The 26116-nt window shown below is 70.9% G+C and carries 27 protein-coding genes and 2 pseudogenes; 20 read left to right on the top strand and 9 right to left on the bottom strand.

Translation table 11 applies throughout. From position 1 onward, the window contains the following. Positions 1-248: 248 nt before the first annotated feature. Positions 249-1733, top strand: a complete 1485-nt coding sequence (gene rpsA / locus Prum_RS08725) for a 30S ribosomal protein S1 (protein WP_173075483.1) — start codon at positions 249-251, stop codon at positions 1731-1733. Positions 1734-1934: 201 nt separating this feature from the next. Beyond that, a complete protein-coding gene (gene coaE / locus Prum_RS08720) occupies positions 1935-2720 on the top strand; it encodes a dephospho-CoA kinase (protein WP_371871206.1) in 786 nt (261 codons plus the stop codon). Here coaE and Prum_RS08715 read toward each other — a convergent pair. After that, on the bottom strand, positions 2695-4185 hold the full coding sequence (locus Prum_RS08715) for a hypothetical protein (RefSeq protein WP_173075481.1): 1491 nt from the start codon (positions 4183-4185) through the stop codon (positions 2695-2697). The genes coaE and Prum_RS08715 overlap by 26 nt on opposite strands. A 300-nt stretch (positions 4186-4485) precedes the next feature. On the opposite strand from Prum_RS08715, the gene uvrB reads away from it, so the two are divergent. Genes uvrB through Prum_RS08690 form a run of 6 tightly spaced genes read left to right on the top strand, consistent with a single transcriptional unit; the run spans position 4486 to position 8721 of the window. Beyond that, positions 4486-6615, top strand: a complete 2130-nt coding sequence (gene uvrB, locus Prum_RS08710) for an excinuclease ABC subunit UvrB (RefSeq protein ID WP_173075479.1) — start codon at positions 4486-4488, stop codon at positions 6613-6615. Positions 6616-6617: 2 nt separating this feature from the next. Continuing rightward, positions 6618-7112 carry a DUF6597 domain-containing transcriptional factor gene (locus Prum_RS51195; RefSeq protein WP_246277755.1) on the top strand — a complete coding sequence of 165 codons (495 nt, stop codon included), beginning with the start codon at positions 6618-6620 and terminating at the stop codon, positions 7110-7112. A gap of 33 nt (positions 7113-7145) precedes the next feature. Further along, positions 7146-7418 (top strand): helix-turn-helix domain-containing protein, encoded by a 273-nt coding sequence (locus tag Prum_RS51190; protein WP_246277754.1) that lies wholly within the window; start codon positions 7146-7148, stop codon positions 7416-7418. A 5-nt stretch (positions 7419-7423) separates the two neighbouring features. Further along, positions 7424-7792 carry a VOC family protein gene (locus tag Prum_RS08700; RefSeq protein ID WP_173075477.1) on the top strand — a complete coding sequence of 123 codons (369 nt, stop codon included), beginning with the start codon at positions 7424-7426 and terminating at the stop codon, positions 7790-7792. Positions 7793-7846: 54 nt separating this feature from the next. Then, on the top strand, positions 7847-8164 hold the full coding sequence (locus Prum_RS08695; protein WP_173075476.1) for a GNAT family N-acetyltransferase: 318 nt from the start codon (positions 7847-7849) through the stop codon (positions 8162-8164). Continuing rightward, on the top strand, positions 8161-8721 hold the full coding sequence (locus Prum_RS08690) for a GNAT family N-acetyltransferase (RefSeq protein WP_173075474.1): 561 nt from the start codon (positions 8161-8163) through the stop codon (positions 8719-8721). The genes Prum_RS08695 and Prum_RS08690 overlap by 4 nt, the downstream gene beginning before the upstream one ends. Here Prum_RS08690 and Prum_RS08685 read toward each other — a convergent pair. After that, positions 8703-9260, bottom strand: a complete 558-nt coding sequence (locus Prum_RS08685; RefSeq protein WP_173075472.1) for a TetR/AcrR family transcriptional regulator — start codon at positions 9258-9260, stop codon at positions 8703-8705. The two genes, Prum_RS08690 and Prum_RS08685, sit on opposite strands and share 19 nt — an antisense overlap. 14 nt (positions 9261-9274) lie before the next feature. Between Prum_RS08685 and Prum_RS08680 the strand changes: the two genes are divergently transcribed. After that, complete coding sequence (locus Prum_RS08680) at positions 9275-9709, top strand: SRPBCC family protein (RefSeq protein ID WP_173075470.1); 435 nt, start codon at positions 9275-9277, stop codon at positions 9707-9709. Here Prum_RS08680 and Prum_RS08675 read toward each other — a convergent pair. Then, positions 9706-9999: an antibiotic biosynthesis monooxygenase family protein gene (locus Prum_RS08675; protein ID WP_173075468.1), complete on the bottom strand. Its 294-nt coding sequence runs from the start codon at positions 9997-9999 to the stop codon at positions 9706-9708. The two genes, Prum_RS08680 and Prum_RS08675, sit on opposite strands and share 4 nt — an antisense overlap. A gap of 266 nt (positions 10000-10265) precedes the next feature. Here Prum_RS08675 and Prum_RS08670 point away from each other — a divergent pair, with 266 nt between their 5' ends. Next, positions 10266-11267: a TerC family protein gene (locus Prum_RS08670; protein ID WP_173075466.1), complete on the top strand. Its 1002-nt coding sequence runs from the start codon at positions 10266-10268 to the stop codon at positions 11265-11267. Here Prum_RS08670 and Prum_RS51185 read toward each other — a convergent pair. Beyond that, positions 11247-11669: a C40 family peptidase gene (locus tag Prum_RS51185; protein WP_246277753.1), complete on the bottom strand. Its 423-nt coding sequence runs from the start codon at positions 11667-11669 to the stop codon at positions 11247-11249. The genes Prum_RS08670 and Prum_RS51185 overlap by 21 nt on opposite strands. A 20-nt stretch (positions 11670-11689) precedes the next feature. On the opposite strand from Prum_RS51185, the gene Prum_RS51180 reads away from it, so the two are divergent. Beyond that, complete coding sequence (locus tag Prum_RS51180) at positions 11690-12007, top strand: hypothetical protein (protein ID WP_246277752.1); 318 nt, start codon at positions 11690-11692, stop codon at positions 12005-12007. Positions 12008-12175: 168 nt separating this feature from the next. On the opposite strand, the gene Prum_RS08660 is transcribed toward Prum_RS51180, so the two are convergent. The 3 genes from Prum_RS08660 to typA are packed head-to-tail and all read right to left on the bottom strand — an operon-like array spanning position 12176 to position 15859. Continuing rightward, positions 12176-13264 carry a mandelate racemase/muconate lactonizing enzyme family protein gene (locus tag Prum_RS08660; RefSeq protein ID WP_173075464.1) on the bottom strand — a complete coding sequence of 363 codons (1089 nt, stop codon included), beginning with the start codon at positions 13262-13264 and terminating at the stop codon, positions 12176-12178. Next, positions 13261-14004 carry a serine hydrolase gene (locus Prum_RS08655; protein WP_173075462.1) on the bottom strand — a complete coding sequence of 248 codons (744 nt, stop codon included), beginning with the start codon at positions 14002-14004 and terminating at the stop codon, positions 13261-13263. The genes Prum_RS08660 and Prum_RS08655 overlap by 4 nt, the downstream gene beginning before the upstream one ends. Beyond that, positions 13994-15859: a translational GTPase TypA gene (gene typA, locus Prum_RS08650; protein ID WP_173075460.1), complete on the bottom strand. Its 1866-nt coding sequence runs from the start codon at positions 15857-15859 to the stop codon at positions 13994-13996. Before typA ends, Prum_RS08655 begins: the two co-directional genes overlap by 11 nt. Positions 15860-15895: 36 nt before the next feature. On the opposite strand from typA, the pseudogene Prum_RS08645 reads away from it, so the two are divergent. The 3 genes and pseudogenes from Prum_RS08645 (at position 15896) to gsmA (ending at position 20018) form a co-directional block, all read left to right on the top strand. Beyond that, positions 15896-17253 (top strand): annotated as a pseudogene (locus Prum_RS08645) (DedA family protein). Between the two features lie 228 nt (positions 17254-17481). Continuing rightward, the gene (locus Prum_RS08640; protein ID WP_173075458.1) at positions 17482-18909 is read left to right on the top strand and encodes a PhoX family protein; all 1428 of its coding nucleotides are present in this window, start codon (positions 17482-17484) and stop codon (positions 18907-18909) included. 50 nt (positions 18910-18959) lie between these two features. Then, entirely contained in the window at positions 18960-20018 is a 1059-nt protein-coding gene (gene gsmA, locus Prum_RS08635; protein WP_173075456.1) for a sporangiospore maturation cell wall hydrolase GsmA, read from the top strand. Positions 20019-20033: 15 nt separating this feature from the next. Here the strand turns inward: gsmA and Prum_RS08630 are convergent, their stop codons facing one another. Further along, positions 20034-20450 (bottom strand): hypothetical protein, encoded by a 417-nt coding sequence (locus Prum_RS08630; RefSeq protein ID WP_173075454.1) that lies wholly within the window; start codon positions 20448-20450, stop codon positions 20034-20036. A gap of 122 nt (positions 20451-20572) precedes the next feature. On the opposite strand from Prum_RS08630, the gene Prum_RS08625 reads away from it, so the two are divergent. Genes Prum_RS08625 through Prum_RS08615 form a run of 3 tightly spaced genes read left to right on the top strand, consistent with a single transcriptional unit; the run spans position 20573 to position 23320 of the window. Then, positions 20573-21817 (top strand): HNH endonuclease signature motif containing protein, encoded by a 1245-nt coding sequence (locus Prum_RS08625; protein ID WP_173075452.1) that lies wholly within the window; start codon positions 20573-20575, stop codon positions 21815-21817. A 57-nt stretch (positions 21818-21874) separates the two neighbouring features. Then, on the top strand, positions 21875-22429 hold the full coding sequence (locus Prum_RS08620; protein WP_173075450.1) for a redoxin domain-containing protein: 555 nt from the start codon (positions 21875-21877) through the stop codon (positions 22427-22429). Positions 22430-22432: 3 nt separating this feature from the next. Beyond that, entirely contained in the window at positions 22433-23320 is an 888-nt protein-coding gene (locus Prum_RS08615; protein WP_173075448.1) for a cytochrome c biogenesis CcdA family protein, read from the top strand. Here the strand turns inward: Prum_RS08615 and Prum_RS08610 are convergent. Beyond that, positions 23228-24373, bottom strand: coding sequence for a GNAT family N-acetyltransferase (locus tag Prum_RS08610; protein ID WP_246277751.1), 1146 nt, complete (start codon positions 24371-24373; stop codon positions 23228-23230). The two genes, Prum_RS08615 and Prum_RS08610, sit on opposite strands and share 93 nt — an antisense overlap. A gap of 233 nt (positions 24374-24606) precedes the next feature. Between Prum_RS08610 and Prum_RS08605 the strand changes: the two genes are divergently transcribed. The 3 genes and pseudogenes from Prum_RS08605 to Prum_RS49340 all read left to right on the top strand — a co-directional run bounded on the left by Prum_RS08605 (position 24607) and on the right by Prum_RS49340 (position 26116). Then, complete coding sequence (locus tag Prum_RS08605; protein WP_246277750.1) at positions 24607-25248, top strand: phosphatase PAP2 family protein; 642 nt, start codon at positions 24607-24609, stop codon at positions 25246-25248. A 47-nt stretch (positions 25249-25295) separates the two neighbouring features. Next, a pseudogene (locus tag Prum_RS54460) lies at positions 25296-25709 on the top strand (sulfotransferase); the annotation flags it as partial. Next, positions 25604-26116, top strand: coding sequence for a sulfotransferase (locus Prum_RS49340; protein WP_218577149.1), 513 nt, complete (start codon positions 25604-25606; stop codon positions 26114-26116). The pseudogene Prum_RS54460 and the gene Prum_RS49340, both read left to right, overlap by 106 nt.

Raw genomic sequence — 26116 nt, 5'->3', positions numbered from 1 at the left:
TCCCGCGATTGGGAGACACGCGCACATCGGGTGCCGGTAGGGCTTGCACGCTGTGGTAATGCGCACGGTAAGCTGTTCGATGCACTCGCGGATCGTGACCTCGGCAGGGAGCAGGTCCGCGGTCGGCGGACACATCTTGCACGCATCGATGCCAGCTGAGTATCGACAACGGTAGTGCTGTGCCCGGCGGCGGGTCCGTGGGCGCAGCAGGTCACCCGCGACACCATCCGTTCGGAGCAACAGTCCACATGACGAGCAGCATCGAGGCCACCTCGAGCGCCAACAAGGTCACCGTCGACGACCTCGGATCCGAGGAAGCGTTCCTCGCCGCGATCGACGAGACCATCAAGTACTTCAATGACGGCGACATTGTCGAAGGCACCGTCGTCAAGGTCGATCGGGACGAGGTCCTGCTCGACATCGGCTACAAGACCGAGGGCGTCATCCCCTCGCGCGAGTTGTCGATCAAGCACGACGTGGACCCCGCTGAGGTGGTGTCGGTCGGTGACCACATCGAGGCCCTGGTTCTCCAGAAGGAGGACAAGGAGGGCCGCCTGATCCTCTCGAAGAAGCGTGCGCAGTACGAGCGCGCGTGGGGGACGATCGAGAAGATCAAGGACGAGGACGGCGTCGTCCGCGGCTCCGTCATCGAAGTGGTCAAGGGCGGCCTCATCCTCGACATCGGGCTGCGCGGCTTCCTGCCGGCGTCGCTGGTCGAGATGCGTCGGGTGCGCGATCTGCAGCCGTACGTGGGCCGCGAGCTCGAGGCGAAGATCATCGAGCTGGACAAGAACCGCAACAACGTGGTCCTGTCCCGCCGCGCGTGGCTGGAGCAGACGCAGTCCGAGGTGCGCACCGAGTTCCTCAACAAGCTGCAGAAGGGCCAGGTCCGCAAGGGCGTCGTGTCCTCGATCGTCAACTTCGGCGCGTTCGTCGACCTGGGCGGCGTGGACGGCCTGGTGCACGTTTCCGAGCTGTCCTGGAAGCACATCGACCACCCGTCCGAGGTCGTCGAGGTCGGCCAGGAGGTGGAGGTCGAGGTCCTCGACGTCGACCTGGACCGCGAGCGGGTCTCGCTGTCGCTGAAGGCGACGCAGGAGGACCCGTGGCGCCAGTTCGCCCGCACCCACGCGATCCAGCAGATCGTGCCGGGCAAGGTGACCAAGCTGGTGCCGTTCGGCGCGTTCGTGCGGGTCGACGACGGCATCGAGGGCCTGGTGCACATCTCCGAGCTGGCCGAGCGCCACGTGGAGATCCCGGAGCAGGTCGTGCAGGTGGGCTCCGACGTCATGGTCAAGGTCATCGACATCGACCTGGAGCGCCGGCGGATCTCGCTGTCGCTCAAGCAGGCCAACGAGGGCTTCGTCGAGGGCGAGGAGCACTTCGACCCGACCCAGTACGGCATGGCCGCGACGTACGACAACGAGGGCAACTACATCTACCCGGAGGGCTTCGACCCGGAGACGGGCGAGTGGCTCGAGGGCTTCGAGAAGCAGCGCGAGGAGTGGGAGCGGCAGTACGCCGAGGCCCGCGTGCGCTGGGAGGCCCACACCAAGCAGGTGCAGAGCGCTCGGGCGGCCGACGCGGACGCGGCGGCGGCTCCGCCGGTGGCTCCGTCGTCGTCCGGCGGCTCGTCGGCTCCTGCCCGCCAGGCGCCTGAGGAGCCGGCTGGGACTCTTGCCACTGACGAGGCTCTTGCTGCTCTGCGGGAGAAGTTGGCTGGCGGTAAGTAGTCGTCGGTTGCGCTTTTGAGTTTCGGGCCGGGGTGCCCGCGGAGCCCGTCAGGCTTGATGTCTCCGCCGGTCACCCCGGCCCGAAACTCTGTTGTGGGCTTTCTCCGTCCGTTGGTTGCTGGCTTGGGAGTTACCTGATTTGTTGATGGTGGGCCTGACGGGGGCATCGGCGCGGGGAAATCGGCGGTTGCGTCGCGGCTCGTGACGCTGGGCGCCACGCTTGTCGACTCGGATCTGGTGGCGCGGGAGGTCGTGGCGCCGGGGACCGAAGGGCTGGACGCCGTTGTTGCGGCGTTCCCGGGAGTGCTGGGAGCCGATGGCGCCCTTGATCGGGTGGCGCTCGGCGATCGGGTGTTCGGGGATGATGGGGCGCGGCGAAGGCTCGAAGCGATCGTGCATCCTCGCGTGCGTGCCCGGTCCATCGAGCTTGTCGCCGCGGCGGGGGCCGACGCGATCGTGGTGAACGACGTCCCCCTCCTCGTCGAGGTGGGACTCGCACCGTCGTACCATATTGTGATCGTCGTCGATGCGGCCGAAGCCACCCGCGTGGGCCGGCTGGTCCGCGACCGGGGAATGACCGAAGATCAGGCGCACGCGCGCATCCGCGCGCAGGCCGACCCGGCGCGGCGGCGGGCCGCCGCCGACGTGCTGCTGGACAACGACGCGGACCTCGACACGCTGCACGCCCGGGTCGACGACCTGTGGCTGGGGCGGCTCGTGCCGTACGGCGAGAACGTGCGCCAGCAGCGGGTGGCGCACCCCGGCGCGCCGGCGGACCCGGCCGACTACGCGCGGATCGAGGCCCGGCTGGGGTACGTCCTGGGCGCCGACGCCCGGGTGGCGGACGGCGTCTTCGAGGTGACCACCGACCGGCCGGACCTGCTCGGCCCGGCCGGGTTTCCGCCGCTGCCGGACGGCGGCGGGCACGGCAGCGCCGACCCGGGCCGCCCGGCGCACATCGTCACAGGGGCACGTCGCCCGGCTTGATGTCGAGCTGCCCGAACGCCCCGACCCGGGTGCGCAGCTCCAGCCGGCGCAACCCACCGTTCCGATCGACCCAGTAGCGGATGCGGGCCTGCCCGCGCGCGCCGCCGACGTCCGCGACCTTGGAGATCTCGAACACGGTCACGGGCGCGCCGCCGATCGTGTCCGTGCGCAGCCACAGCGCCGCCTTGCGCAGCGCCTTCGCGTCGTCGCGGCGCGAACTGCTCACCGCGAGCGCCTCGTTGAGCAGCATGTCCAGATCGAGCCCGCCGAGCGCGTCGCCCCGCTTGGACCACGCGATGAACTCCCAGCCGCCGCCGGGCACGGGCATCGGGGGCAGCTTGCCGGCCGTGTAACCCTTGGCGCGTACGGAGACGCCGTCGCCGCTGACCCGCATGAGGATGCGCTCCTTCGGCGTGTCGGGGTCGTACACGCCGAGGTAGGCGCGGGTCTTGCGCCAGTCGATCCAGCCCTTCGCGCGCAGCACCCCGGCGGGGAGCATCGGCACGGTCAGCGTGAGCTCGCCGCCGCCCACGGCGCGGTTGCGCTGGCGCATCTTCGCGAGCAGGTCGGCCTCGGCGGTGCTCAGCTTGCGCGGCTTGGTGATCCGGCCGCCGAACGCGTCGATCGCGGCGATTTGCGGCTGTTCGCCGCGGGTCAGGTCGACCTTGACCGGCAAGTCCTTGGCCAGCAGCGCCTCGTACCGGTGCAGCCGCGCGTCGCCGTCCAGCCAGTAGCGGACCGCCCCGCCCATCGCGGCCAGCGATCCGGGCGCTGGCGTCGGGCTGGCGGGGCCGACGGGGCCGGTGGGGGTCGGCGTGGGCGTCGGGCTCCCGGTGGGGCGGATCCGCGGCGGCACCGCCGGACCGAGCAGCACGTCGACCGTCCGGCCCTCGACCGTGTCCCGGCCGAGCCAGCGCGACTCGCTGCTGACCAGCAGCTCCGCCACCGTTCCTGATTGATCGGATGGCGCGGCGTCCGCCACCGTGAAGAGCAGCGCGAGGAACGAGTCGATCACCGCCGGCTGCGCGGCGGTCGCCGTGGACGGCCGCACCCGCCAGTCGCCCACCGGTGGCGTCGCCGGTGGCAGACCGCCGTCGGCCCGTCCGGGCCGCGTCGCCACTATTCCGGGTACGGCTTGCAGCAGCCCGTCGTCGGGACCCGGAGCCGGCGCGGTGGCCGCGAGGTAGGCCAGCTGCCGGCGCCAGTCGACCCACCCCGCCAGGCGGATCTCGGTACCCGGCTTGCCCACTGTGGCGCGGATGCCGACCCGCCCGTCCTGGTAGTTGCGGGCGCGCATGCCCGCCAGGCGCTGCGCCTCGGTCGCGGACAGCGGCCGGATCTGGGCCGTCTCCTGCGCCGGGGTGCAGGAGACGAGGCCGGTGGTCAGTCCCGCGGCCGAGCCGACGGCGATGCAGACGAGAGCGACGAGCGCGACCACGCGCCGCCGGTCGAGGCTTGCCTTCACCTGAGGTTGAACGGCTGGGCGCGGTTGAGGTGACGTGTCGGAACACAATGGGGCGCTCGCGGCGGCCGGTCAGCGCGTCCTGCGCGACCGCGTCGGGTGCGCTCACCGACGAGCTGCCGGGGCTGCAACCCTGCGCCGGGTGTGATCGGCCGGTGTGGAGGCCCGATCGTGAACCCGGTCGGCCGCCGCGAGCGGCCTACCTCTAAGACGGTAGCGCGGTGATCTTGTGCACACAATGACAAATCGAAGTTGATCGTACGCGCTCCGAGGTTGTCATACGGTCGGCGTACGGTGGGCTGCATGGCGCTCGACATCCCGCGACTCGACGGCCGTTTCGAGGTAATCAGCGACTACAAGCCGTCCGGCGACCAGCCGACAGCCATCGATGACCTTGAGCGTCGGGTGCGCCGGGGCGACCGGCACACGGTGCTGCTCGGCGCCACCGGCACGGGCAAGAGCGCGACCACGGCGTGGCTGGTCGAGCGGCTGCAGCGGCCCACACTGGTGATGGCACACAACAAGACGCTCTGCGCCCAGCTCGCCAAGGAGTTTCGCGAGCTGATGCCCAACAACGCGGTCGAGTACTTCGTCTCCTACTACGACTACTACCAGCCCGAGGCGTACATCCCGCAGACGGACACGTACATCGAGAAGGACTCCTCGGTCAACGAGGAGGTCGAGCGCCTGCGCCACTCGGCGACGATGTCGCTGCTGACCCGCCGCGACGTGATCGTGGTGGCCACCGTGTCCGCGATCTACGGCCTGGGCACCCCGTCGGAATACCTCGACCGCTCGGTCAAGTTGCGGGCCGGTCAGGAGATCGACCGCGACAAGCTGCTGCGCCGGCTGGTCGACATCCAGTACACCCGCAACGACATGTCGTTCAGCCGGGGCACGTTCCGGGTCCGGGGCGACACGCTGGAGATCATCCCGGCGTACGAGGAGCTGGCGGTCCGGATCGAGCTCTTCGGCGACGAGGTGGAAAAGCTGTACTACCTGCACCCGCTCACCGGCGACGTGGTCAAGGAGGTCGACCAGCTGCTCATCTTCCCGGCCACCCACTACACGGCCGGGCCGGAGCGGATGGAGCGGGCGCTGCGCGGCATCGAGGCCGAGCTGACCGAGCGGCTCGCCGACCTGGAGCAGCAGGGCAAGCTGCTGGAGGCCCAGCGGCTGCGGATGCGCACGTCGTACGACGTGGAGATGATGCGCCAGGTCGGGTTCTGCTCGGGCATCGAGAACTACTCGATGCACATCGACGGCCGCGAGCCGGGCAGCCCACCGCACTGCCTGCTCGACTACTTCCCCGACGACTTCCTGACCGTCATCGACGAGTCGCACCAGACCATCCCGCAGATCGGCGCCATGTACGAGGGCGACGCCTCGCGCAAGCGGCTGCTGATCGAGCACGGGTTCCGGCTGCCGAGCGCGGCCGACAACCGGCCGCTGCGCTTCGACGAGTTCCTGGAGCGGGTGGGCCAGATGGTGTTCCTGTCCGCCACCCCCGGCCCGTGGGAGCTGCAGCACTCCGGTGGGGAGTTCGTCGAGCAGGTGATCCGCCCGACCGGCCTGATCGACCCCGAGGTGCTGATCAAGCCGACCAAGGGCCAGATCGACGACCTCATGCACGAGATCCAGCTGCGTACCGAGCGCGACGAGCGGGTGCTGGTCACCACGCTGACCAAGAAGATGGCCGAAGACCTCACCGACTACCTGCTGGAGCACGGCATCCGGGTGCGCTACCTGCACTCCGAGGTCGACACGCTGCGCCGGGTCGAGTTGCTGCGTGAGCTGCGCAAGGGCGACTTCGACGTCCTGGTCGGCATCAACCTGCTGCGGGAGGGCCTCGACCTGCCCGAGGTGTCGCTGGTGGCGATCCTCGACGCCGACAAGGAAGGCTTCCTGCGCAGCGGCACGTCGCTGATCCAGACGATCGGCCGCGCCGCCCGTAACGTGTCCGGCCAGGTCCACATGTACGCGGACAAGATCACCCCGTCGATGGCCAACGCGATCGACGAGACCAACCGGCGGCGGGCCAAGCAGGTCGCGTACAACGAGGCGAACGGCATCAAGCCCGAGCCGCTGCGCAAGAAGATCCACGACATCCTGGACGACATCTACCGGGAGGCCGACGACACCGAGGGCGCGCTGGCCGGCCACGGTCCCGGCGGGCACGTCATCGGCGGCTCCGGGCGGCAGATGTCGCGCGGCAAGGCGCCGGTGCCGGAGACCCGGTCGCGCGGCAAGGCGGCCACCCCGTCCCGGGCCGGCATGGCCCGTGCCGACCTGGCCCAGCTCATCCAGGACCTCAACGACCAGATGCTGGCCGCGGCCCGGGAGCTGCAGTTCGAGCTGGCGGCCCGGATCCGCGACGAGGTTCACGAGCTGAAGAAGGAACTGCGCGGCATGGACGTGGCGGGCGTGAAGTAGCCATGGGCCTGGCGCTCGCGTCCGGGGCCCCGCATCCGCGGCTGCGCCCGTACGTCGAGCGCTACGTCGGGTACGAGGAGGACGCCGGGTCGCTGCTGCGGCGGCGGGAGATGCCGGGCGCCCACGTGGTGCTGGTCGTCGGCTGGGGCGACCCGCTCGACGTGGTCGACCCGCGGGGGACCGGGGCGTACGGGGTCACCTCGTTCACCGCCGGGCTGTACGACTCGTACGTGGTCACCAGCACGGCCGGGGTCGGCCGGGGCGTGCAGCTCATGCTGGAGCCGCCCGTCGCGGGCCGGATCCTGGGCGTGCCGGCGGGCGAGCTGACCAACCGGGCGGTCGCGCTCGACGACCTGCCCGGCGGCTGGATGCGAGGGCTGCGCGAGCGGCTGGCCGAGGCGCCCGACTGGCGCAGCCGCTTCGCCGTACTGGACCAGGCGATCGGCGCCCGGCTGGACGCCTCCACCGCCCCGGATCCGCGCGTCGAGTGGGCCTAGGCGCGGCTGCGGCGCGCACACGGTGGGGTGAGCGTGGCCGGGCTGGCGGCCGAGCTGGGCTGGAGCGGCCGGCACCTCGCGTCGACGTTCCGGCGGGAGATCGGCCTGACGCCCAAGATGGCGGCGCGGGTGCTGCGCTTCGAGCGGGCGTACGCGGCGCTGGGCTCCGCCGATAGCTGGGCCGACATCGCGGTCTCGTGCGGGTACTACGACCAGGCGCACCTGATCCGCGACTTCAAGGAGTTCGCCGGCGCGCCGCCGGGTCACTTTCGTCCAATCGCGGGGGCGCCCGGCGTCGCAGACTAGGCGGCATGCGAACCATCTACCCGGTCTTCAGGTACGCCGACGCGCGCGCCGCCATCGACTGGCTGGTCACGGCGTTCGGCTTCGAGGTGGGGTCGGTGACCGACGGCCCCGACGGCTCGGTGACGCACGCCGAGCTGACGTACGGCACCGGCATGATCATGGTGGGCCAGGGCAAGCCGGCGGGCGGGCTGCCGGCCGCCGACGAATGGCGCGTCTACGTCGCCGTGGACGACGTGGACGCGCACCACGCCCGGGCCACGGCGGCGGGGGCGGAGGTCGTCATGCCGCTGACCGACCAGCCGTACGGGTCGCGGGAGTACGGCGCCCGCGACCTGGAGGGCAACGTCTGGTCCTTCGGCACGTACCGCCCGTAGGGGGCCGGGAAACGGGGGCGCGGACAGTGGGGTGGGGGCCGTAGGCTCAGCGGCGTGCATAGCGGGGAGCTGACCTGGGGGCCGCTGGACGGGGCCGCGGACGCGGGGGATCTGGCCGGGCTGGCGGGGCGGTGCCATGCGGCGGACGGCGGGATGACCGAGGTCACCCTCAGCCGGTACGCGGCCGACGGCGTCATCACGACGAGCGGGCGCACCGCCGGCGGGGAGCTGGTCGCGGCGGCGGCCGTCCGGCGGCTCCAGCCGGGCGTGGCGGTCATCGGGCTGGTGGACCCGGCGCACCGCGGGCGGGGCGTGGGCGGCCGGCTGCTCGACTGGGGCTGTCGGCGGCGGCCACGATCGCGGACGGCGTGACGGTGGAGACCGAGGCGCTCACCGCGGCGACGGAGCGCCTGTTCGCCAGCCGCGGGCTGCGCCAGGTTTTCGCCGAGGACGTGATGCGCTTCGACCTGGCCGGCGCCGAGCCGCCGGACGTGGCGCTGCCGCCGGGCGTACGGCTGGGGGAGTGGGGGTCCGACATCGCGGGCCGGTTCTTCGCCGTCTATGACGCGTCGTTCCGGGACCGGCCGGGCTTTCCGGGCTGGCCGGCGGAGCGGTGGGTGGCGTGGACCGCGGGCGACGACGAGTTCCGTCCACAGTGGTCATTGCTGGCGACGGGGGTGGACGGGGACGACGCCGGGTTCATCACGTGCGCGCAGGGGTGGATCGTCCAGGTGGGCGTGGTGCCGGCCTGGCGCGGGCGGGGACTGGGCGCGGCTCTGGTGGCCGAGGCGCTGCGGCGGATGCGGGCCACCGGCGCCGCCGACGCCCTGCTCGACGTGAACGTCAACAACCCGGCGGGCCAGCTCTACACCCGGCTGGGCTTTACCCTGCTCGGCCGGCGCGCGAGGTTTCAGCGCACCGTCTCGTAGGCTTCGACGAATCGTTCCAGCGCCGCGTCGACGCCCTCCCGGTCGCCGGTGGCGAGCAGATCCAGCAACAGGCCGCGCATGACGGCCACGCCGAGCCGCGCGTCGGCCCGCGCGACGTCTTCGGGTACGCCATGCCGCCGCGCGTACTCGACGGCCGGCTCCAGCCAGGACTCCACGATCCCGTCCAGCAGCGGTACGGCGTGCGGCCGGCCTTGCAGCGCCTGGCCGTACACCTCGAAGAACAGCCGTTCGTGGGGGGCGAGGGCGGGGTCGGCGAACCGCTGCCACATTCGCCGGAGCACGTCGCCGGGGCTGGCCGCGTTCTCGACGCTCACCTCGGCGAAGGCGTCCCGCTGCCGCCGCTCCACCGCCCGGATCGCCTCGACGAGCAGGCCCTCCTTGGAGCCGAAATGGTAGATCAGCATGCGGTGGCTGGTGCCGAGCGCGGCGGCGAGCTGCCGGAGGCTGAGGTCGCTCAGGCCGTGCGCGGCGAGGTGGTCGATGGCGGCGTCGAGCAGGCGCTGCCGGGGATCGGGCATGTACCATATGGTACATGCGTGACATCGATGTGACGGCTCGCTCGGGCGCCGACGCGGAGACCGTGTACGACCTACTGAAGTCCGGCGCGACCTGGCCGACGTGGTCGGGGCTGGGATCGTTCGCGCTGGAACGCCCCGACGCCACGGGCGGGGAGGGGGTCGGCGCGATCCGGGTGTTCCGGACGTGGCCGTTCACCACCCGGGAGGAGATCGTCGAGGCGGTGCCGGGGCGCCGGCTGAGCTACGTGCTGCTGTCCGGCATGGCGCTGGACGGCTACCGCGCCGACGTCGACCTCACCCCGGTCGAGGACGGCACGCTGATCCGCTGGCACTCCACGTTCACCGCGCGCCGGCCGTGGATGGGCGGGTTCTACCGGTGGTTCCTCGGCAGGTTCATCAAGGGCTGCGCGGACGGGCTGGCGAAGGCGGCCGCCGGGCGTACCAGCTAGGCAGGAACGTCCGTGAAGTGCTCGACCACCGGCGGCGCGGCGAAGTAGGGGCCGATGAGCGACCGCCAGGTCGTGAAGCGCTCGGTGTCGCGGAAGTTCTCGATGTGGGCCTCGACCGTGTCCCACTCGACGAGCAGGACGAACCGCGTCGGTGACTCGATGCCGCGTGTCATCCGCACCGACCGGCAGCCGGGGGTGCTGGCCAGCACGGGGTGGCCCTTCGCGTACGCCGCCGCGAAGTCGTCCTCCTGGCCTGCCACGATGTCGATCAAAGCCACCTCAAGCACCATGCGGGCAGACTACCGGGCCTAGCCTCCTAGGATGCTCTAGGCGTGGGGAGGCGCATTACACACCGGCGTGCCGTGCCAAAAAGCGTGGCGATGGTGGATGATGGAGGCCGTAGGAGGGGAGTATTCCCCCGCGATGATGTCGTCAACACGGTCAACACGACCCGGCATCGTCGGTCGCTGATCACGAGGCGGCGGAAGAGACCTCCGACAGAGTCACATCGCTTCGTCCATGACGAGGCGATGTCGTATGTCTGCCGGAGGTTGTCTTGGATGTTTCCGCAGGGGTGTGGATCGCCACCCTGATCGTGCTGGGTGCGGTGCTCATAGTCGACCTGCTGATCATCGGTCGCCGCCCGCACGAGCCGAGCATCAAAGAGTCCAGCCTCTGGGTGACGTTCTACGTCGCGTTGGCGCTGGTCTTCGGCGTCGGGGTGTGGCTGACCAGCGGCGGCACGATCGCGGGCGAGTTCTACGCGGGCTGGCTGACCGAGTACAGCTTGTCGGTGGACAACCTGTTCATCTTCGTGATCATCATGAGCCGGTTCGCGGTGCCCCGGAAGTACCAGCAAGAGGTGCTGCTGATCGGCATCATCCTGGCGCTGGTGATGCGCGGCGGGTTCATCGCGGCGGGCGCGGCGCTGATTTCCCAGTTCGCCTGGGTGTTCTACATTTTCGGCGCGTTCCTGATCTACACCGCGATCGGGCTGGCCCGCCAGGGTGAGATGGACGAGGCCGACTACAAGGAGAACGTGCTCATCCGGTACGCGCGGCGGGCGCTGCGGGTGTCGCCGGACTACGGCAACGGCCGGTTCACGACGGTCAACGGCGACGGGCGGCGGATGTTCACGCCGCTGCTGCTGGTGATGATCGCGATCGGCACCACCGACCTGATCTTCGCGTTGGACTCGATCCCGGCGATCTTCGGCATCACCGAGGAGCCGTACCTGGTCTTCACGGCCAACGTGTTCGCGCTGATGGGCCTGCGCCAGCTCTACTTCCTGCTCGGCGGGCTGCTGCAGCGGCTGGTCTACCTGTCGATGGGCCTGGCGGTCATCCTCGGCTTCATCGGCGTCAAGCTGGTGCTGGAGGCCCTCGCCGACAACAACGTGCCGTTCATCAACGGCGGCGAGCACGTGGGCTGGGCGCCGCACATCCCGATCTGGCTGTCCCTCACGGTGATCATCGGGACGCTGCTGGTGGCCACGGTGGCCAGCCTCGTCAAGTCGTCCCGGGAGGCCAAGAAAGAGTTAGTCGGCGCCGAGCGCTGAGACCCGCCCGTCTGAGACCCTGTGGACGGCGACCAGGGTGTCCGCCCGGTCGCCGGCCAGCGGCTCGTCGATGACCCGGCGCCGGGTGTAGCAGGCGTGCAGCATCTGGCGCCGTGCCCCGGGGTAGGCCGACACGAAGCCGATGTGGTGCACGCCACGGCCGGGCCGGGCGAAGAAGTACAGGTCGCCGGGGCGTTCCTCGCCGAGGGCCAGGGGAGTGGTGGCCCTGGCCTGGTCGTCGGCGTCCCGCGGCAGCCGTACGCCGAAGCGCCGCCAGGCCAGGTGCACCAGGCCGGAGCAGTCGATGCCGTACGTGGAGACACCGCCCCAGACGTACACGACGTCGTGCAGGCGGCGGGCGACGCCGAGCACCTGCGCCGCCGTGGGTGGGTCGGCGGGCAACGGCGCCAGGTCCCGCTCGGGTGCCCACAGTGGACTGTCGTGGCCGGGGACGTGCAGCGGCAGCCAGCCGCGCTCGGCGGCGCCGGCGGGGACAGGCGGGTGCCGAGCATCACCCCGGCCAGCACCACGCCGCCGTCCGGCCGGTCGCGGAGCGCGGTCGTGGTGGCGTCTACGACCACGGCGCCCTCGGCCTGTCTGGCCGCCGCCAACTGCCCGACCGGGAGCCAGCCGGGGTAGCCGCGCGGGTCGAGCTTGGCCGCCGGCTGCTCGACGGCGACGACCCGCGCCCACCCGTCGGACCGTACCTCCTCGACCAGCACCCGCTCGCCGAGCAGTAGCTGACTGAGCACACAGTCACTGACTTGCTGGTCGGTGTCCATTCCGGATACCCAGCGGGGGATGTCGGCGAGCCGGCCGAGTGCGGGACGGTCCACCGGCCGTACCGCCTCGGGGCTCGACCACAGCGTCGCGACGGTCGCGCGCACGGCGGCAAGCACGTAGCTAGTTTACAAGAAGTGGGTCGGCTCCTGAACATTATCTACGCCGAGACCGGGCGCGTCCGGGAGGACCACGGTGGCACCCTCGTACCGGATCCCGCCGCGTACCGGCGAGGCGGCCAGCCACCACGCGGCGTCCAGGTCCGGGACGGCCGTCGTGCCGTACGCCGACACCAGGCTCGCGGCCGCGCCGATGCCGACCGGGCTCTCCATCATCGAGCCGACGACCGTGCCCATCTCGTGCGCGGCGGCCAGCTCCAGCAGCGTGCGCGCCGGGCCGAGGCCGCCGCACTTGGCGAGCTTCACGTTCACCATGTCGGCGGCACGCCGGTGGATCACCTCGACGAGGTCGCGCACCCCGTACACGGACTCGTCGGCCAGGATCGGCACGCCCACCCGGTCGCTGACCCACGCCAGCCCGGCAATGTCCGATCTGGACACTGGCTGCTCGACCAGCTCCACGTCGAGGCCGGCGTCCTCGATGCCGCGGATCACCCGGACCGCCTCCCTGGGCGTCCAGCCCTGGTTGGCGTCCAGCCGGATCCGCACATCCGCGCCGACGGCCGCCCGCACCAGACGTACCCGATGAAGATCGGTATGAGCGTCCGTGCCCACCTTCAGCTTGAGCACCGCGAAGCCCTCGGCGACCCGGTCCTTGGCCGCCGCGGCGAGGGCGCCGGGGTCGCCGGCGGACAGCGTGACGTCCGTCGGCACGCGCAGCGCCGTCCCGCCGAGCAACCGCGCCAGGGGTACGCCCAGCCGGCGCGCCGCGAGGTCGTGCAGCGCGGTGTCGACGGCGGCCTTCGCGGCCTCGTTGCCGGCGACCGCGCGCCGCGTCTCGGCCAGCCGGGCGTTCAGGTCGTCGGGGTCGCGGCCGGTCAGCAGCGGGCCGAGCAGCTCGCGGACGCACGCCTCGCTGCCGGCCACCGAGGCGCCGGTCACCTGCCACACCTGTGGCGCCTCGCCGAAGCCGGACCGGCCGTCGGCGTCGACCACCTCGACGATCAACGTCTCGACGGTGGTGGCCCGGCGCAGCGCGGTGACGAACGGCGTGTGCAGCGGCGCGGAGACCCGGTGGGTGCGGACGGCATCGATCATCGCTGGGCCCAGGCGGCGGCGGAGACGCGGGCGACGAGCGCGCAGGCGTCGGCGTCCGGCAGGTCGGTGCTCGTGCAGACGGCGATCGCGTACGGCGGAGCGTCGTCCGGGAAGACGACGCCGGCGCCGTGGCGGACGCCGTGCACCCAGCCGTTCTTGTGGGCGATGCGGGTGCCCGGCGGCAGGCCGGCGACCAGGTCCTCGGTGCGCTCCTGGGCGAGCAGGACGCCTCGCAACTCCGGTTCGGCCACGGTGGCGGTGAGCAGGGCGGCCAGGTCGGCCGCCGTGACGAGGTTTTCGATGCCGGCGTCGCGGGCCGCGTAGTCCTCGATGCCGCGGCGGGTCGTGCTGTGCCGCGCGCCCACGCTCTTCCAGACGTCCTCGACGGCGGGCAGGCCGATGTGGGACAGCACGATGTTGGTGGCCAGGTTGCTCGACTGGACGATCATGCGGGTGGCCAGCCAGCGCAGCCTAGCGGTGCCGCCGAGGCGGTCCCACACCTGCTTGTCCGTGTCGTACTCGGGCGTGCAGCCGAACAAGCCCGTTGTTTGGGACTCGAAGACGTTGTGCACCGGCACCTCGGCGTCCAGGTCGAGCCCGGAGCGGTGCAGCGCCGCCAGCACGGCGACCTTCATCGTGCTGGCGGCGTAGTGGGTGGTGTCCGGCAGCCGGGTGTACGCGGGTGCGGCGCCCAGCCGCCCCACGTACACCGAGACCGTGTCGGGGAAGCTATCCAGCATGCTTGCGGCGCGCGGTCTCGCGGGCCCGCTGCGTGGCGTCCAGGGTCACCTTGCGCAGCCGTACGGTGGCCGCGGTGACCTCGACGCACTCGTCCTCGCGGCAGAACTCCAGCGCCTGCTCCAGGGACAGCTTGCGGGGCGGGATCACCTTCTCCGTCTCCTCGGCGGTGGACGAGCGCATGTTGGTGAGCTTCTTCTCCTTGGTGATGTTGACGTCCATGTCGTCGGAGCGGGAGTTCTCCCCGATGATCATGCCCTCGTAGACCTCGGTGGTCGGCTCGACGAACAGCGTGCCGCGCTCCTGCAGGTTGAGCATCGCGAACGGGGTGACCACGCCGGTCCGGTCGGCGACCAGCGAGCCGCTGTTGCGGGTGCGCAGCTCGCCGAACCACGGCTCGTAGGACTCGAAGACGTGGTGCAGGATCCCGGTGCCGCGGGTGTCGGTCAGGAACTCGGTGCGGAAGCCGATCAGCCCGCGGGCCGGCACCAGCCACTCCATCCGGATCCAGCCGGTGCCGTGGTTGACCAGCTGCTCCATGCGGCCCCGGCGGGTGGCCAGCAGCTGGGTGATCGCGCCGAGGTACTCCTCGGGCGCGTCGATGGTGAGCCGCTCCACCGGCTCGTACGTCTTGCCGTCCACCTGCCGGGTCACCACCTGCGGCTTGCCGACGGTCAGCTCGTAGTGCTCGCGGCGCATCTGCTCGACCAGGATGGCGAGGGCCAGCTCGCCGCGGCCCTGCACCTCCCAGGAGTCCGGCCGGTCGGTCGGCAGCACCCGTAGCGACACGTTGCCGACCAGCTCCTTGTCCAGGCGGTCCTTGACCATCCGGGCGGTGACCTTGGCGCCCTTGACCCGGCCGACGAGCGGCGAGGTGTTGGTGCCGATCGTCATCGAGATGGCCGGCTCGTCGACCGTGATGCGGGGCAGCGCCACCGGGTTGTCGGCGTCGGCCAGCGTGTCGCCGATCATGATCTCGGGGATGCCGGCGACCGCCATGATGTCGCCGGGCCCGGCGCTGTCCGCCGGCTTGCGCTCCAGGCCGTCGGTCATGAGCAGCTCGGAGATGCGTACGCGCTCCTCGGCGCCGCCCTCGCGGCACCAGACCACGGTCTGGCCCTTGCGGATCGTGCCCTGCCGCACCCGGCACAGCGCGAGCCGGCCCAGGAACGGCGAGGCGTCGAGGTTGGTGACGTGCGCCTGCAGCGGCGCGGCCTCGTCGTACGCGGGGGCGGGAATGGTCTCCAGCAGCGCCTGGAACAACGGCTGCAGGTTGGCGGAGTCCGGCAAGGCGCCGTCGGCGGGCTGCTTCAGCGAGGCCATGCCGTCGCGGGCGCAGGCGTACACGATCGGGAAGTCGATCTGGGTCTCGTCGGCGTCCAGGTCGAGGAAGAGCTCGTACGTGTCGTCGACGACCTCCTTGATCCGGGCGTCCGGCCGGTCGACCTTGTTGATGACGAGGATGATGGGCAGGCGGGCCTTGAGCGCCTTACGGAGCACGAAGCGGGTCTGCGGGAGTGGCCCCTCGCTCGCGTCGACCAGCAGGAGCACGCCGTCGACCATGGTCAGGCCGCGTTCCACTTCGCCGCCGAAGTCCGCGTGGCCGGGGGTGTCAATGATGTTGATGGTGACGGGTGGTTCACTGTCGGTGGGCCGGTACGTGATGGCGGTGTTCTTGGCGAGGATCGTGATGCCCTTCTCCCGCTCCAGGTCCATCGAGTCCATCACGCGGTCGGTCATCTCGGCCCTGGCGTGGAACTGGCCACCTTGTCGCAACATGGCGTCGACCAGGGTGGTCTTGCCGTGGTCCACGTGGGCGATAATGGCGACGTTGCGGAGATCGGAGCGGGTCTGCATGCCGCCCATCCTCCCAGACGGGTTTCGGGGGCCTTCGTGCAAGACCTGCTGAACTTGCTCGAGCAGTTGCCGCCGGTGCTGGTGTACGTGGTGGCGGCGCTGCTGGTCGCGGGCGAGACCGCGGTGATCGTGGGCATGGTGGTCCCCGCCGAGGCGACGCTGCTGACCGTGGGCTTCCTGGCGTACCTGGGCACCCTGCGGCTCGGCCCGGCCATCGCGTTGATGATGCTCGCCGCGCTCGCCGGCGACACGCTGGCCTTCCGCAGCGGCCGGCGCTACGGGCCGCGGCTGCGCGCCAGCCGCTGGGGCCGGCGGGTCGGCTACGAGCGCTGGCACAAGGCCGACGCGATGCTGGCCCGGCTCGGCGGCCGGGCCATGTTCGGGGCCCGGTGGGTGGCGTTCGTGCGGACGCTCGCGCCCCGGCTGGCCGGCGGCGCCGGCATGCCGTACCGGTGGTTCGCGCCCTGGAACGCGTTGGGCGTGGTCACCTGGGTCGGCGCGTCCGTGACGGTCGGCTACCTGGCCGGCGAGTCGTACGAGACCGTGTCGGAGTACCTGGGCAGGGCGACCGGCGCGGTGCTCGTGCTGCTGGTCGCCGTCGTCGTGATCGTCCTCATCGGACGGTGGCTGGGCCGCAACCCGGACCCGGTCAAGGCGCTCGCGACGCGTGCGGGGGCATGCCGCCGATGCGGTGGGTCACGCAGCGGTACGGCTTGCTGCTCTTCCTGCTGTCCATGAAGATCGGTCCGGGGTGGGCGTTCGTGCTCAACCTCGTCTCGGGCCTGGCGCTGCTGCTGCTCTTCGCGGTCGTCATGGCCTGGCTGGTCAACGCCGTGGTGCTCCACAGTGGACTCTCGGTGGTGGACACGGCGATCGCGAACTGGATCGCCTACCGGCGCACCGACGGCTTCGCGCACTCCGCGAACCTCGTGGTCGACGTGTTCACCCCCAAGTACCTGGTGCTCGCGGTGGCCGTCGTCGCCCTGGTGCTGGGTTGGCGTACCCGGGCGTGGCGGGGCGACCTGGTCACGTTGATCGGCACGGTCGGCGCGTTCCTGCCGCTGGTGGTGCTCGCCGCGGCTGAGCGCGTCCTGGTGCCGGAGCGGTACTTCCTCACCCAGCACGCGGTGGTGACGGCCAGCCTGTGCACGCTCGCCTGGCTGGTCGCCCAGCGCACCCGGTGGCCGGCCGCGGTCGCGGCGTGGACCGCCGCGGGGGTGGGGCTGGCGACCGTGTCGGCGGCCCGGCTCTACGTCGCCTTCAACACCGCCAGCCAGATGGTGACGTCGGTGCTGCTCGGCGTGCTGTGGACGGTGGTCTTCATGGTGGCCTGGTCGACGCACCAGGACGTACCCGATATATCGGATTCACGGGCCCGCGAGCGGCTGCCGTAGTTGTTAGGGTGCGCCCCATGGGGTGCCTGGAGCGGACGCCCGTGTCGTCGTCCGTTGCTGAACCCTCGTCGTCGGCGTCCCCGGCGCCCGTCACGCTCGCCGAGGGTTTCGGCAAGGGGGCGACGCCTTCGCGCTCGCCTTCGCCTTCGCCGTGGCGAATGTCCGTGCGTTGATGACAGAGTGCGAATGTCTAGCGTTCTGAACGCTAGATGAACTTATGGTTAATGGATGTTACGGCGTACCCTTTTGCGCGGCGCTGCTGCCGCGACCGTTATCGGCGGGCCGTTTGCCGGGTTTGCCAACCGGGCGAGCGCGGCCCCGGCGACCCCGGTGGTCGGCCCCATTCCTGACCTACGCGACGGCAAGGTGCGGCTCTGGCTGCCCGAGGGCTTCCAGTACCGCTCCTTCCACGACACCGAGTTCCCCGTGACGCTGAACGACGGCACCCTGCTGCCCGGCCGGCACGACGGCATGGGTGCCTTCCGCGGGCGCAACGGCAACTATCTGCTGGTCCGCAACCATGAGCTGAACAACCCCGGTCCGGCCTTCGGCGACGCCGGTGCGGCATACGACCCGATGGCGCAGGGTGGCACCACCACGGTCGAGGTGACCCGGTACGGCGAGGTGGTGAGCGCCTACACCAGCTGCAACGGCACGATGATGAACTGCTCCGGCGGGCGGATGCCGTGGGGCAGCTGGATCACCTGCGAGGAGACCATCAACGGGCCGGACGTCGGGCCCGACTTCACCGGCGCGTCGAACGTGCCGCTGACCCAGCGGCACGGCTTCATCTTCGAGGTGCCCGCCGGCCGGCCGTCCGACCGCGAGCCGATCACGTCCGCCGGCCGGTTCGCGCACGAGTCGGTGGCGTACGACCCGCGCAGCGGCTACCTCTACCTGACCGAGGACAACTTCGGGTGGCCATCCGGGTTCTACCGGTACAAGCCGCGCAAGCACGGCCGGCTCGGCAACAACGGCCGGCTGCAGATGCTGAAGGTGCGTGGGCGGACCAACCTCGACCTGGCCGCCGCGCAGCAGAGGCGTGCCACGTACCGGGTGGACTGGGTCGACATCGACGACCCGGCGCCGACGTTCCCGTACACGCCGGGCCAGCCGGCACCGACCACCAACGACACGGCGCTGACCCACGTCGGCCGGCAGGGGTGGGCGCAGGGTGCCGCGTACTTCTCCCGACTCGAGGGCTCCGCGTACGACGACGGCGTCGTGTACTTCACCTCCACCCAGGGCGGTGGGCCGGCCGAGACGTCCCTCGGCCCGATCGCCGACGGGTACGGCAACGGCAGCGGCCAGATCTGGGCGTACCACACCCGGGCGGCTGTGTTGCAGCTCGTGTTCGAGTCGCCCGGCCCGGACGTGCTGGACTTCCCGGACAACGTCACCACCAGCCCGCGGGGCACGCTGGTGGTCTGCGAGGACAACGTAGCGGACAACTTCGTACGCGGGCTGACCCCGGGTGGCCGGCTCTTCAACATCGCGTTGAACCGGCTCACCAGCAGCACGGGGGTGGACCGGTCGAACGACGAGTTCGCCGGGTCGACGTTCAGCCCGGACGGACACACGCTCTTCGTCAACATCCAGGCCAGCCGGGGGATGTCGTTCGCGATCTGGGGTCCATGGCACCGGATAGGGGTGTAGTTTTCACATTTTCCTCACGAGCCCCATTTCGGGCAAATAACGTGTAGGGCATGAAGTGGGTGCTCGTGTCTGTGGTGGCTTCGGTGTTGGTCCCGGCTCCCGCCGCGGCGGCGGGCCCCGTGGCCACGGTCCGGTCCGACACCGGGCTCAACATGCGCTCCGGCCCATCGACGGCTGACGCCGCGATGGGCCGGCTCGCCGACGGCGCCCGGCTGACCGTCGTCTGCCAGGCGTACGGGCAGTTCATCGCGGGCACCCAGCGCCGGACCGCCGCCTGGGACCGGCTGTCGAACGGGCGGTACATCTCGGACGGGTACGTTCGCTGGAGCCCGCGGCGACCGTGGGTGCACTGGTGCGGCACCAAGGGCGCCGCCCGGCCCACTATCCGGACCGGGACGGGCCCGCTCAACGTCCGCACCGGACCCGGCACCCGGTACGCCCGCGTCGGCCAGGCCGCCGAGGGCGCGGTGCTGGCCGTCGAGTGCCAGGTGTGGGGCGAGACCGTCAACGGCCGGGTCCGCCGCACGGCCGCCTGGAACCGGCTGGCCGGCAACCGGTACGTGTCCGACGCGTACGTCGCCTGGAGCTCCGCCGCGTCGACACTGCCGTGGTGCGGCCAGGAGCCGCCCACCGTGCCGCCGGCGAACTCGGCCCAGTTCATCGCCCGCGCGGCGGGGCCGGCCCGCGCGGGCTTCCGGCAATACCAGGTGCCGGCCTCGGTGACCATCGCTCAATCCATCCTCGAATCCGGGTGGGGCGGTAGCGGGCTGACCCGCCGGGACCACAGCTACTTCGGTATCAAGTGCTTCGGTAGCCCGGGCGGGATCGCGGTGGGCTGCCGCTCGTACGCCACCTATGAATGCGACAAGTCGCACTGCTGGCGGACGACCGCACAGTTCCGGGCGTACCGGAACGCGACCGGCTCGTTCGCGGATCACGGGCGCTTCCTGACCGTGAACCCGCGGTACAAAAAGGCGTTCAAGTACAGCCGCGACCCGAACCGCTTCGCCGTCGAGATCCACAAGGCCGGGTACGCCACGTCGCCGACGTACGCCAAGAACCTCATCGACCTGATGAAGCGCTACAACCTGTACCGCTTCGACAAGTAGGCGGCCGGGCCGCCGTCAGGCGGCGCGCGGCTCGGCGGAGATCTCGCCCAGGTGGACGAGGCGTGACCGGATCCCGCCGCGGTTGCGCCCGAACTCCTTCATCAGGTCCGGAATGGACGCCCCGCCGCGATAGCGGGTGACGAGGCGCTCGTCGTCGTCCGGCGCCCAGCGCGCGCCGTGGTTGGGATGCGCGTGACGCCGCCGCGCGGGCGTGTGGGTCATCGCGACGAGTCCGGCCAGCGTGGAGGTGACGACGTCGGCCAGGACGGGCAACTCGTCGGGTGCCAGCTCGCCGGTCACCTCGGCGACGACCCGGCCATCGCGGTCATGCCCGACGACCCGGAGAGCGATCGGGCCGGCGTCAGCGCCGGCGGCGGTGATCTCGTAGCTGCGGCCACCGACGATCAGGCGGCGGCTGAAGGTGGCTTCCATGCCGTCACCGTAGGGCTGCCCTCCGACAATTCCCTTGTGTCTGGCCGATCATGCCGTCTGACCTCGGCTTGCGGTTCTTGTCGGTGGGTGGGTTTACGGTCCCGGATGTGTTAGACGGTGTGTTGCTGGAGGATCTCGCCGAGATGGCGCCGGGTCCGGAGCTGGCCGCATTTCTGGCCACTGTGGACAGATCAGTCCTCAATGGATACGAGATGGTGGAGCTGATGCGGGCCCGGTCGCGTCAGATCGCACACGAGCAGGCCGCGCTGCTCGCTGACATGGTGGAGGTGGCTCATTGCGCGTCGGGGGAGTTCGATTCGCCGGCAGGGCGGATGGAGCGCCCGGACGAGTTCGCCTCGGATGAGATCCGGATGGCGCTGTGCCTGACGAGGCGTCCCGCCGATCGGATGCTGAGCCTGGCTCTGGATCTGGTCAACCGCTTGCCGGCGGTGCACGAGGCCCTGTCGCGGGGCCAGCTCGATCTGGCGCGGGCGCGGGTGTTCGCCGCCGAGACGGCGGTCCTGGACGAGCCGACCGCACGGCAGGTCGCCGGCGAGGAGCTGGACTGGGCGACGAATCGTACGACGGGCCAGATCGGCGCCCGCTTGCGACGCAAGGTCATCTCCGTCGATCCAGATGCCGCCCGCAGGAGGCAGGAGCGCTCGGTCGCGCGCCGCTCTGTCCACAGTGGTCTTGATGAGCACGGCACCGCGAGGCTGGCCGGCTACCGGTTGCCCGCCGACCGGGCGGCGGAAGCGCTGGCGCGGATCGACGCGATCGCCCGTGCGGTGAAGCAGGCAGGTGACGAGCGGAGTATGGACGCGCTGCGGGCGGACACGTTCCTGGATCTGTTGACCGGAGTCGAAACCGCGGGCGCGGCTGCGGGTGGTGCCGTGGAGCTGCGCGTTTCGCTGTCCACGTTGATGGGGCTGTCGAACGAGCCGGGCGAGGTCGCGGGTTGGGGGCCGGTGATCGGCGAGATCGCTCGCAAGATCGCAAAGCAGCAGGCGCGCGGTCCCTGGCGGGCCAGCGTGTACGACGACAGCGGTGGGCTCGTGTTCCATGGTCGGGTCCGGCGCCGCCCGACGCGCATCGACGAGCAGTTCGTGAAGGCGCGGGACGTCACGTGCCGGGCGCCGGGTTGCCGGGTGCCGGCCAGTCACGCCGATCTGGACCACACTCGCGACTTCGCCAAGGGCGGGGCGACGATCCCGGAGAACCTGGGTGTCATGTGCCGCCACCACCACGGCTACAAGCACCACGACGGCGTCGACGTGCTGCAGATCATGCCCGGAGTGTTCGTCTGGACCAGCCGGCTCGGCCACCGGTACGTCGTGCCGCACGATCCGCCGGATCTGCCGGATTGAACCGCCGTGCTGCGCGCCCCGTACTCCCGGGCGCAGCCGCTCCAGGGGAGGTTCCGCATGCGTGCCAGGCTGGCCGCCGTTGCTCTGCTCGTCGTCCTGGGAGTCACCGCCTGCTCAGGCGGAGAACCGGAGGTCGACCAGGCCGCACCACCACAGCAGCAGGTGGCGGCCAGCCAGGAGGCCACGCAACCGGCCACCGCCGGCCCCGTCCCGGCAACGCTGAAGTTCGAGGGCACGACGCTCGACGGCAAGTCCTTCAGCGGCGCCGCCCTCGCCGGCCGCCCGACCGTGCTGTGGTTCTGGGCGCCGTGGTGCGCGACCTGCTTCGGCCAGGCGGCGTCGGTCGCCGACATGCAGACCGAGTTCGGCACGAAGGTCAACCTGCTGGGGGTGGCGGGGCTCGGCGACGCGAAGGCGATGAAGGAGTTCGTCAAGGACGGCGAGGTCGGCAACGTGACCCACCTCAACGACGAGGCGGGCACCGTCTGGAAGAAGTTCAAGATCGCCGAGCAGAGCACGTTCGTGCTCATCGACAAGGATGGCAAAGTGCTCCGGACGGGGTGGATGGACAGCGTCGAGTTCGAGGGCAAGGTCGCCGAGATGGCGGCCTGAGCGATGACAACCCTCGTCCTCGCGCTGACCGCGGGCATGCTCGCCGCGGTGAACCCCTGCGGTTTCGCGCTGCTGCCCGCGTACCTGTCGCTGCTGGTGGCCGGGGACGCGAAGGTCACCAAGGCGCTGGCCTCCACCGCGGCCATGACCGCCGGCTTCGTGGGCGTGTTCGGCGTGTTCGGCGTGATCGTGGCGCCCGCCGCCGGCTGGATCCAGCAGCGGCTGCCGTGGGTAACCGTCGTGTTGGGACTGATGCTCGTGGTCGCCGGTGGTTGGCTCGCCGCCGGCCGGGCGCTGCCAACACCGTGGCGCGGGCCGCGCGCGCCGGAGGTCCGCCGGACGTTGCCGTCGATGGCGCTGTTCGGCGCCGCGTACGCCGCCGCGTCGTTGAGCTGCACGATCGGGCCGTTCCTGGCGATCGTGGTGGCCAGCCTGCGCGCCGGTTCGACCGGCGCCGCCCTCGGACTCTTCCTCGCGTACGCCGCCGGCATGGGCCTGGTGGTCGGCGCGGCCGCCCTCGCCGTGGCGCTGCTGCGCACCTCGCTGATCGGGGCGGTCCGCCGGGCCGGCCCGGCGATCACCCGGACCGGCGGCGTGCTGCTCATCCTCGCCGGCGGCTACGTGGCCTACTACGGCGGGTACGAGATCAGGCTGTCCGGCGGCGCCGTCGACGATCCGGTGATCACCGTCGCCGCCCGGGTGCAGCACTGGTTGTCCGGCGGGCTCACCGGGGCCGGCGTCGGCGTGGTGGGCGCCGTTTTCGCCGCACTCCTTGTTGTGGCCGTGTGGATCCGGCGTTCAAAAGTCGGCGAACAGGTACGGGACCTGCCGGGGGAAGAGGGCGCGCAGCTGGGCGCCGGCGTCCGGGGACACGGTCCCGAAACCGCGTAGCGGCAGCTCGTCGGGGTCCAGCACGCCGTAGACGAGTGCGGATAGCCCGGCCGCCCGCAGCGTCGCGTCCGGTACGCCGTCGCTCGGTGTGACCGTCGGCCCGTCCAGCAGGTACGTCCCGGCGATGAAGGGGTCGTCGACGACCTCGACGACCACCCGGCCGGGACCCGAACCGGCGAGCGCGTCGACCGACAGAACCCGGGCCATCGGCGCGTTCGAGTTGGGCACGCGGGTGCGGGCCTCGGTGTGGGTGCCGAGGTCGGTGGCCCACAGTTCCGGGATCTCGTCGGCCGGTACGCCCGCCACGATCCGGGCGACCTGGTCGACGTGCCGGGCGAAGAACTGCAGCAGCAGTGCCCGGCTCAGCGGCGTGGTCACGAGCAGGTGGTCCACGACGAGGTCGGCACCGAAGCCGGTGATCTGGTAGAGGGCGGCGGCCGCCACCTGGCCGTCCACCCGGGCGGTGACCAGCCAGTGCTTGTCGTCCTCGCGGAGCCGGGCGGCGCGGAAGTCGGGGAACGTCGCGAACCCGTGCCGCTCCGCGGCCAACCGCTGGGTGAAGGCGCGGTACGTGTCGTATCCGGTGCCGATCCGCTCCCAGGCGAGCTCGCCGGGCAGGTCGGCCCGCAGCAGGTGGCCGAGGTCTTCGGGAGCGAACGTGACGGTGCGGCGCTGGGGCAGCCCGACGTAGCCGAAGCGTTCGTAGAACGAGGCGCGGAACGGGTACAGGGCGCTCACCGTGTGGCCTTCGTCACGCATCTCGCGGAGGAGCTGGGTGAGCAGTGTCCGCACGTAGCCCTGGCGGCGGGCCAGCGGGTGGACGGCCACCCCGGCGATGCCGGCCATCCGGTGGAGGGTGCCTCGTACGTTCTGGCGCATCGGGATCCCGGTTACCGCCGCGAGCGCGGTGCCGCCGTCCTCCACGACGAGAGTCCGGTTGCCTTCGTGGAATGGCAGGTAGTCGCGGAACGGCTGGCCGTCCGCGGGTGATGCCTCGAAGGCGTACGCCTGGAGGGGAAGGAATGGCTGAGTCTCTCCTCGGAGCTGATGCACCGGATCTTCATCGCCCCAGTAAACCCTTAGGGTCATCTCCCCTCGGGTGCGAGGGCGGAATCAGGGAGAAGTCGGTGCCGGGCCCGGATGGAAGTGTGAAGATCGACGGGGAGGCTGTGCTCATGGCGGTCATCACGGGGGTCGAGCGGGCAGGATCGGTCGAAGCCACACCACAGGTTCGCCTGCCTCGACAGATAATCATTGTCGTCAGCGCCATTACCGTGTACTTCGGCGTGCGTCATCTGACCGAGGGCTCGGTGGGGCAGGCGGTCGCGAACGCGGACCGGGTCGTGGACTTCGAGCGCGCCCTGGGGCTGCACCATGAGCAGTGGCTCCAGTCGACGCTCGCGGGGTCCCCGGCGGTCAGCACGTTTTTCAACTGGATCTACATCTGGGGGCACTGGCCGGTCATCGCGGTCACGCTGGTCTGGCTTGCCCGCAACAATCCGGTGGTCTACCTGCGTGCGCGGAACGCCATGATCATCTCCGGGGTCATCGGGATGGTCATCTTCGCGTCGTTCCCGGTCGCGCCGCCGCGGCTGGCCGGGATGGGCATGGTCGACACGGTGACGGTCAGCTCGCACGCCTACCGGGTGCTGCAGCCGCCGATGTTCACCAACCAGTACGCGGCCGTGCCGAGCCTGCACGTGGGCTGGGACCTGCTCATGGGCATCGCGATCGCGATCGCGGCGCGCCGGCTGTGGGTGCGCGTGCTGGGTGTGGTCATGCCGGTGGCGATGACGCTCGCGGTCATCCTCACCGCCAACCACTACATCCTCGACGCGATGGCGGGGGCGGCGCTCACCACGGCCTGCTGGTTCGGGGTCGGCTGGTGGATGCGCCGGAGATCTTTAACGCCTTTGACGGTATCTTGACCTAATTGGTGGCAAATCCCAAGGGTCACCCCTTACACTCCGGCCACATGGGTTGGAAAGACCAGGTGCTGGTGCGTTTGACACGGGCGACCGGGGTGCAGGTGTTGCGGCAGGCCGGCGGGCGCAGGGGGCTGAGCCTCGCGCGGCGTGAGCGCATGCTGGTGCGGCCGACGTTCATCCTCTCGTCGGTGCGGTCGGGCTCGACGCTGCTGCGGATGATCCTCAACAGCCATCCGGAGATCTACGCGCCCCACGAGTTGCACCTGAGCAGCGTGAAGGTGGACCTCTGCGATCACTACGCGGAGAAGAGCATGGGTGAGCTGGGCCTGCCGGCGGCCGAGCTGACCCACATGCTGTGGGACCGGATGCTCGACCACGCGCTGCGCAAAAGCGGCAAGTCGGTGCTGGTCGAGAAGACGCCCAACCACGTGTTCATGTGGAACAGGTTGGCCCGCTGCTGGCCCGACGCCCAGTTCATCTTCCTGCTGCGCCACCCGGCCGCGATCGTCGAGTCCTGGGCGCGGGCCCGGCCCGAGGGCGGGCGCGAGGGGCCGCGGCCAGCGTCGGCCGGTACGCCGCCGCGCTCAACGACGCCCGGCGTGTCCTGCCCGGCCACACCGTCCGCTACGAGGACTTGGTCGCCGATCCGGAGAAGGAGGGCCAGGCCCTGTGTGACTTCCTCGGGGTGCGGTGGGAGCCCGCGATGCTCGAGTACGGGCGCTTCGAGCACGGCGCGATCAAGGCCGGGCTCGGAGATTGGACCCAACGGATCCGAAGCGGCCGGGTCCAGCCGCCGCGCCAGCTCCCGCCGGCGACGGACCTGCCGGACGGCCTGCGGGCCGTGGCCGAGGACTGGGGGTACGTCTGA

The organism is Phytohabitans rumicis (assembly GCF_011764445.1).
GTDB classification, from domain to species: Bacteria; Actinomycetota; Actinomycetes; order Mycobacteriales; family Micromonosporaceae; genus Phytohabitans; species Phytohabitans rumicis.
Note: the sequence above shows the minus strand (reverse complement) of the source record. Positions and strands in the feature narration are given on the sequence as shown.

Excerpts from the sequence above, each read along its gene's own strand:
- rpsA (WP_173075483.1), top strand. The coding sequence starts at position 249 with ATGACGAGCAGCATCGAGGCCACCTCGAGCGCCAACAAGGTCACCGTC.
- uvrB (WP_173075479.1), top strand. The coding sequence starts at position 4,486 with ATGGCGCTCGACATCCCGCGACTCGACGGCCGTTTCGAGGTAATCAGC.
- Prum_RS51195 (WP_246277755.1), top strand. The coding sequence starts at position 6,618 with ATGGGCCTGGCGCTCGCGTCCGGGGCCCCGCATCCGCGGCTGCGCCCG.
- Prum_RS08700 (WP_173075477.1), top strand. The coding sequence starts at position 7,424 with ATGCGAACCATCTACCCGGTCTTCAGGTACGCCGACGCGCGCGCCGCC.
- Prum_RS08685 (WP_173075472.1), bottom strand. The coding sequence starts at position 9,260 with ATGCCCGATCCCCGGCAGCGCCTGCTCGACGCCGCCATCGACCACCTC.
- Prum_RS08680 (WP_173075470.1), top strand. The coding sequence starts at position 9,275 with ATGCGTGACATCGATGTGACGGCTCGCTCGGGCGCCGACGCGGAGACC.
- Prum_RS08675 (WP_173075468.1), bottom strand. The coding sequence starts at position 9,999 with ATGGTGCTTGAGGTGGCTTTGATCGACATCGTGGCAGGCCAGGAGGAC.
- Prum_RS08660 (WP_173075464.1), bottom strand. The coding sequence starts at position 13,264 with ATGATCGATGCCGTCCGCACCCACCGGGTCTCCGCGCCGCTGCACACG.
- Prum_RS08655 (WP_173075462.1), bottom strand. The coding sequence starts at position 14,004 with ATGCTGGATAGCTTCCCCGACACGGTCTCGGTGTACGTGGGGCGGCTG.
- typA (WP_173075460.1), bottom strand. The coding sequence starts at position 15,859 with ATGCAGACCCGCTCCGATCTCCGCAACGTCGCCATTATCGCCCACGTG.
- Prum_RS08640 (WP_173075458.1), top strand. The coding sequence starts at position 17,482 with ATGTTACGGCGTACCCTTTTGCGCGGCGCTGCTGCCGCGACCGTTATC.
- gsmA (WP_173075456.1), top strand. The coding sequence starts at position 18,960 with ATGAAGTGGGTGCTCGTGTCTGTGGTGGCTTCGGTGTTGGTCCCGGCT.
- Prum_RS08630 (WP_173075454.1), bottom strand. The coding sequence starts at position 20,450 with ATGGAAGCCACCTTCAGCCGCCGCCTGATCGTCGGTGGCCGCAGCTAC.
- Prum_RS08620 (WP_173075450.1), top strand. The coding sequence starts at position 21,875 with ATGCGTGCCAGGCTGGCCGCCGTTGCTCTGCTCGTCGTCCTGGGAGTC.
- Prum_RS08615 (WP_173075448.1), top strand. The coding sequence starts at position 22,433 with ATGACAACCCTCGTCCTCGCGCTGACCGCGGGCATGCTCGCCGCGGTG.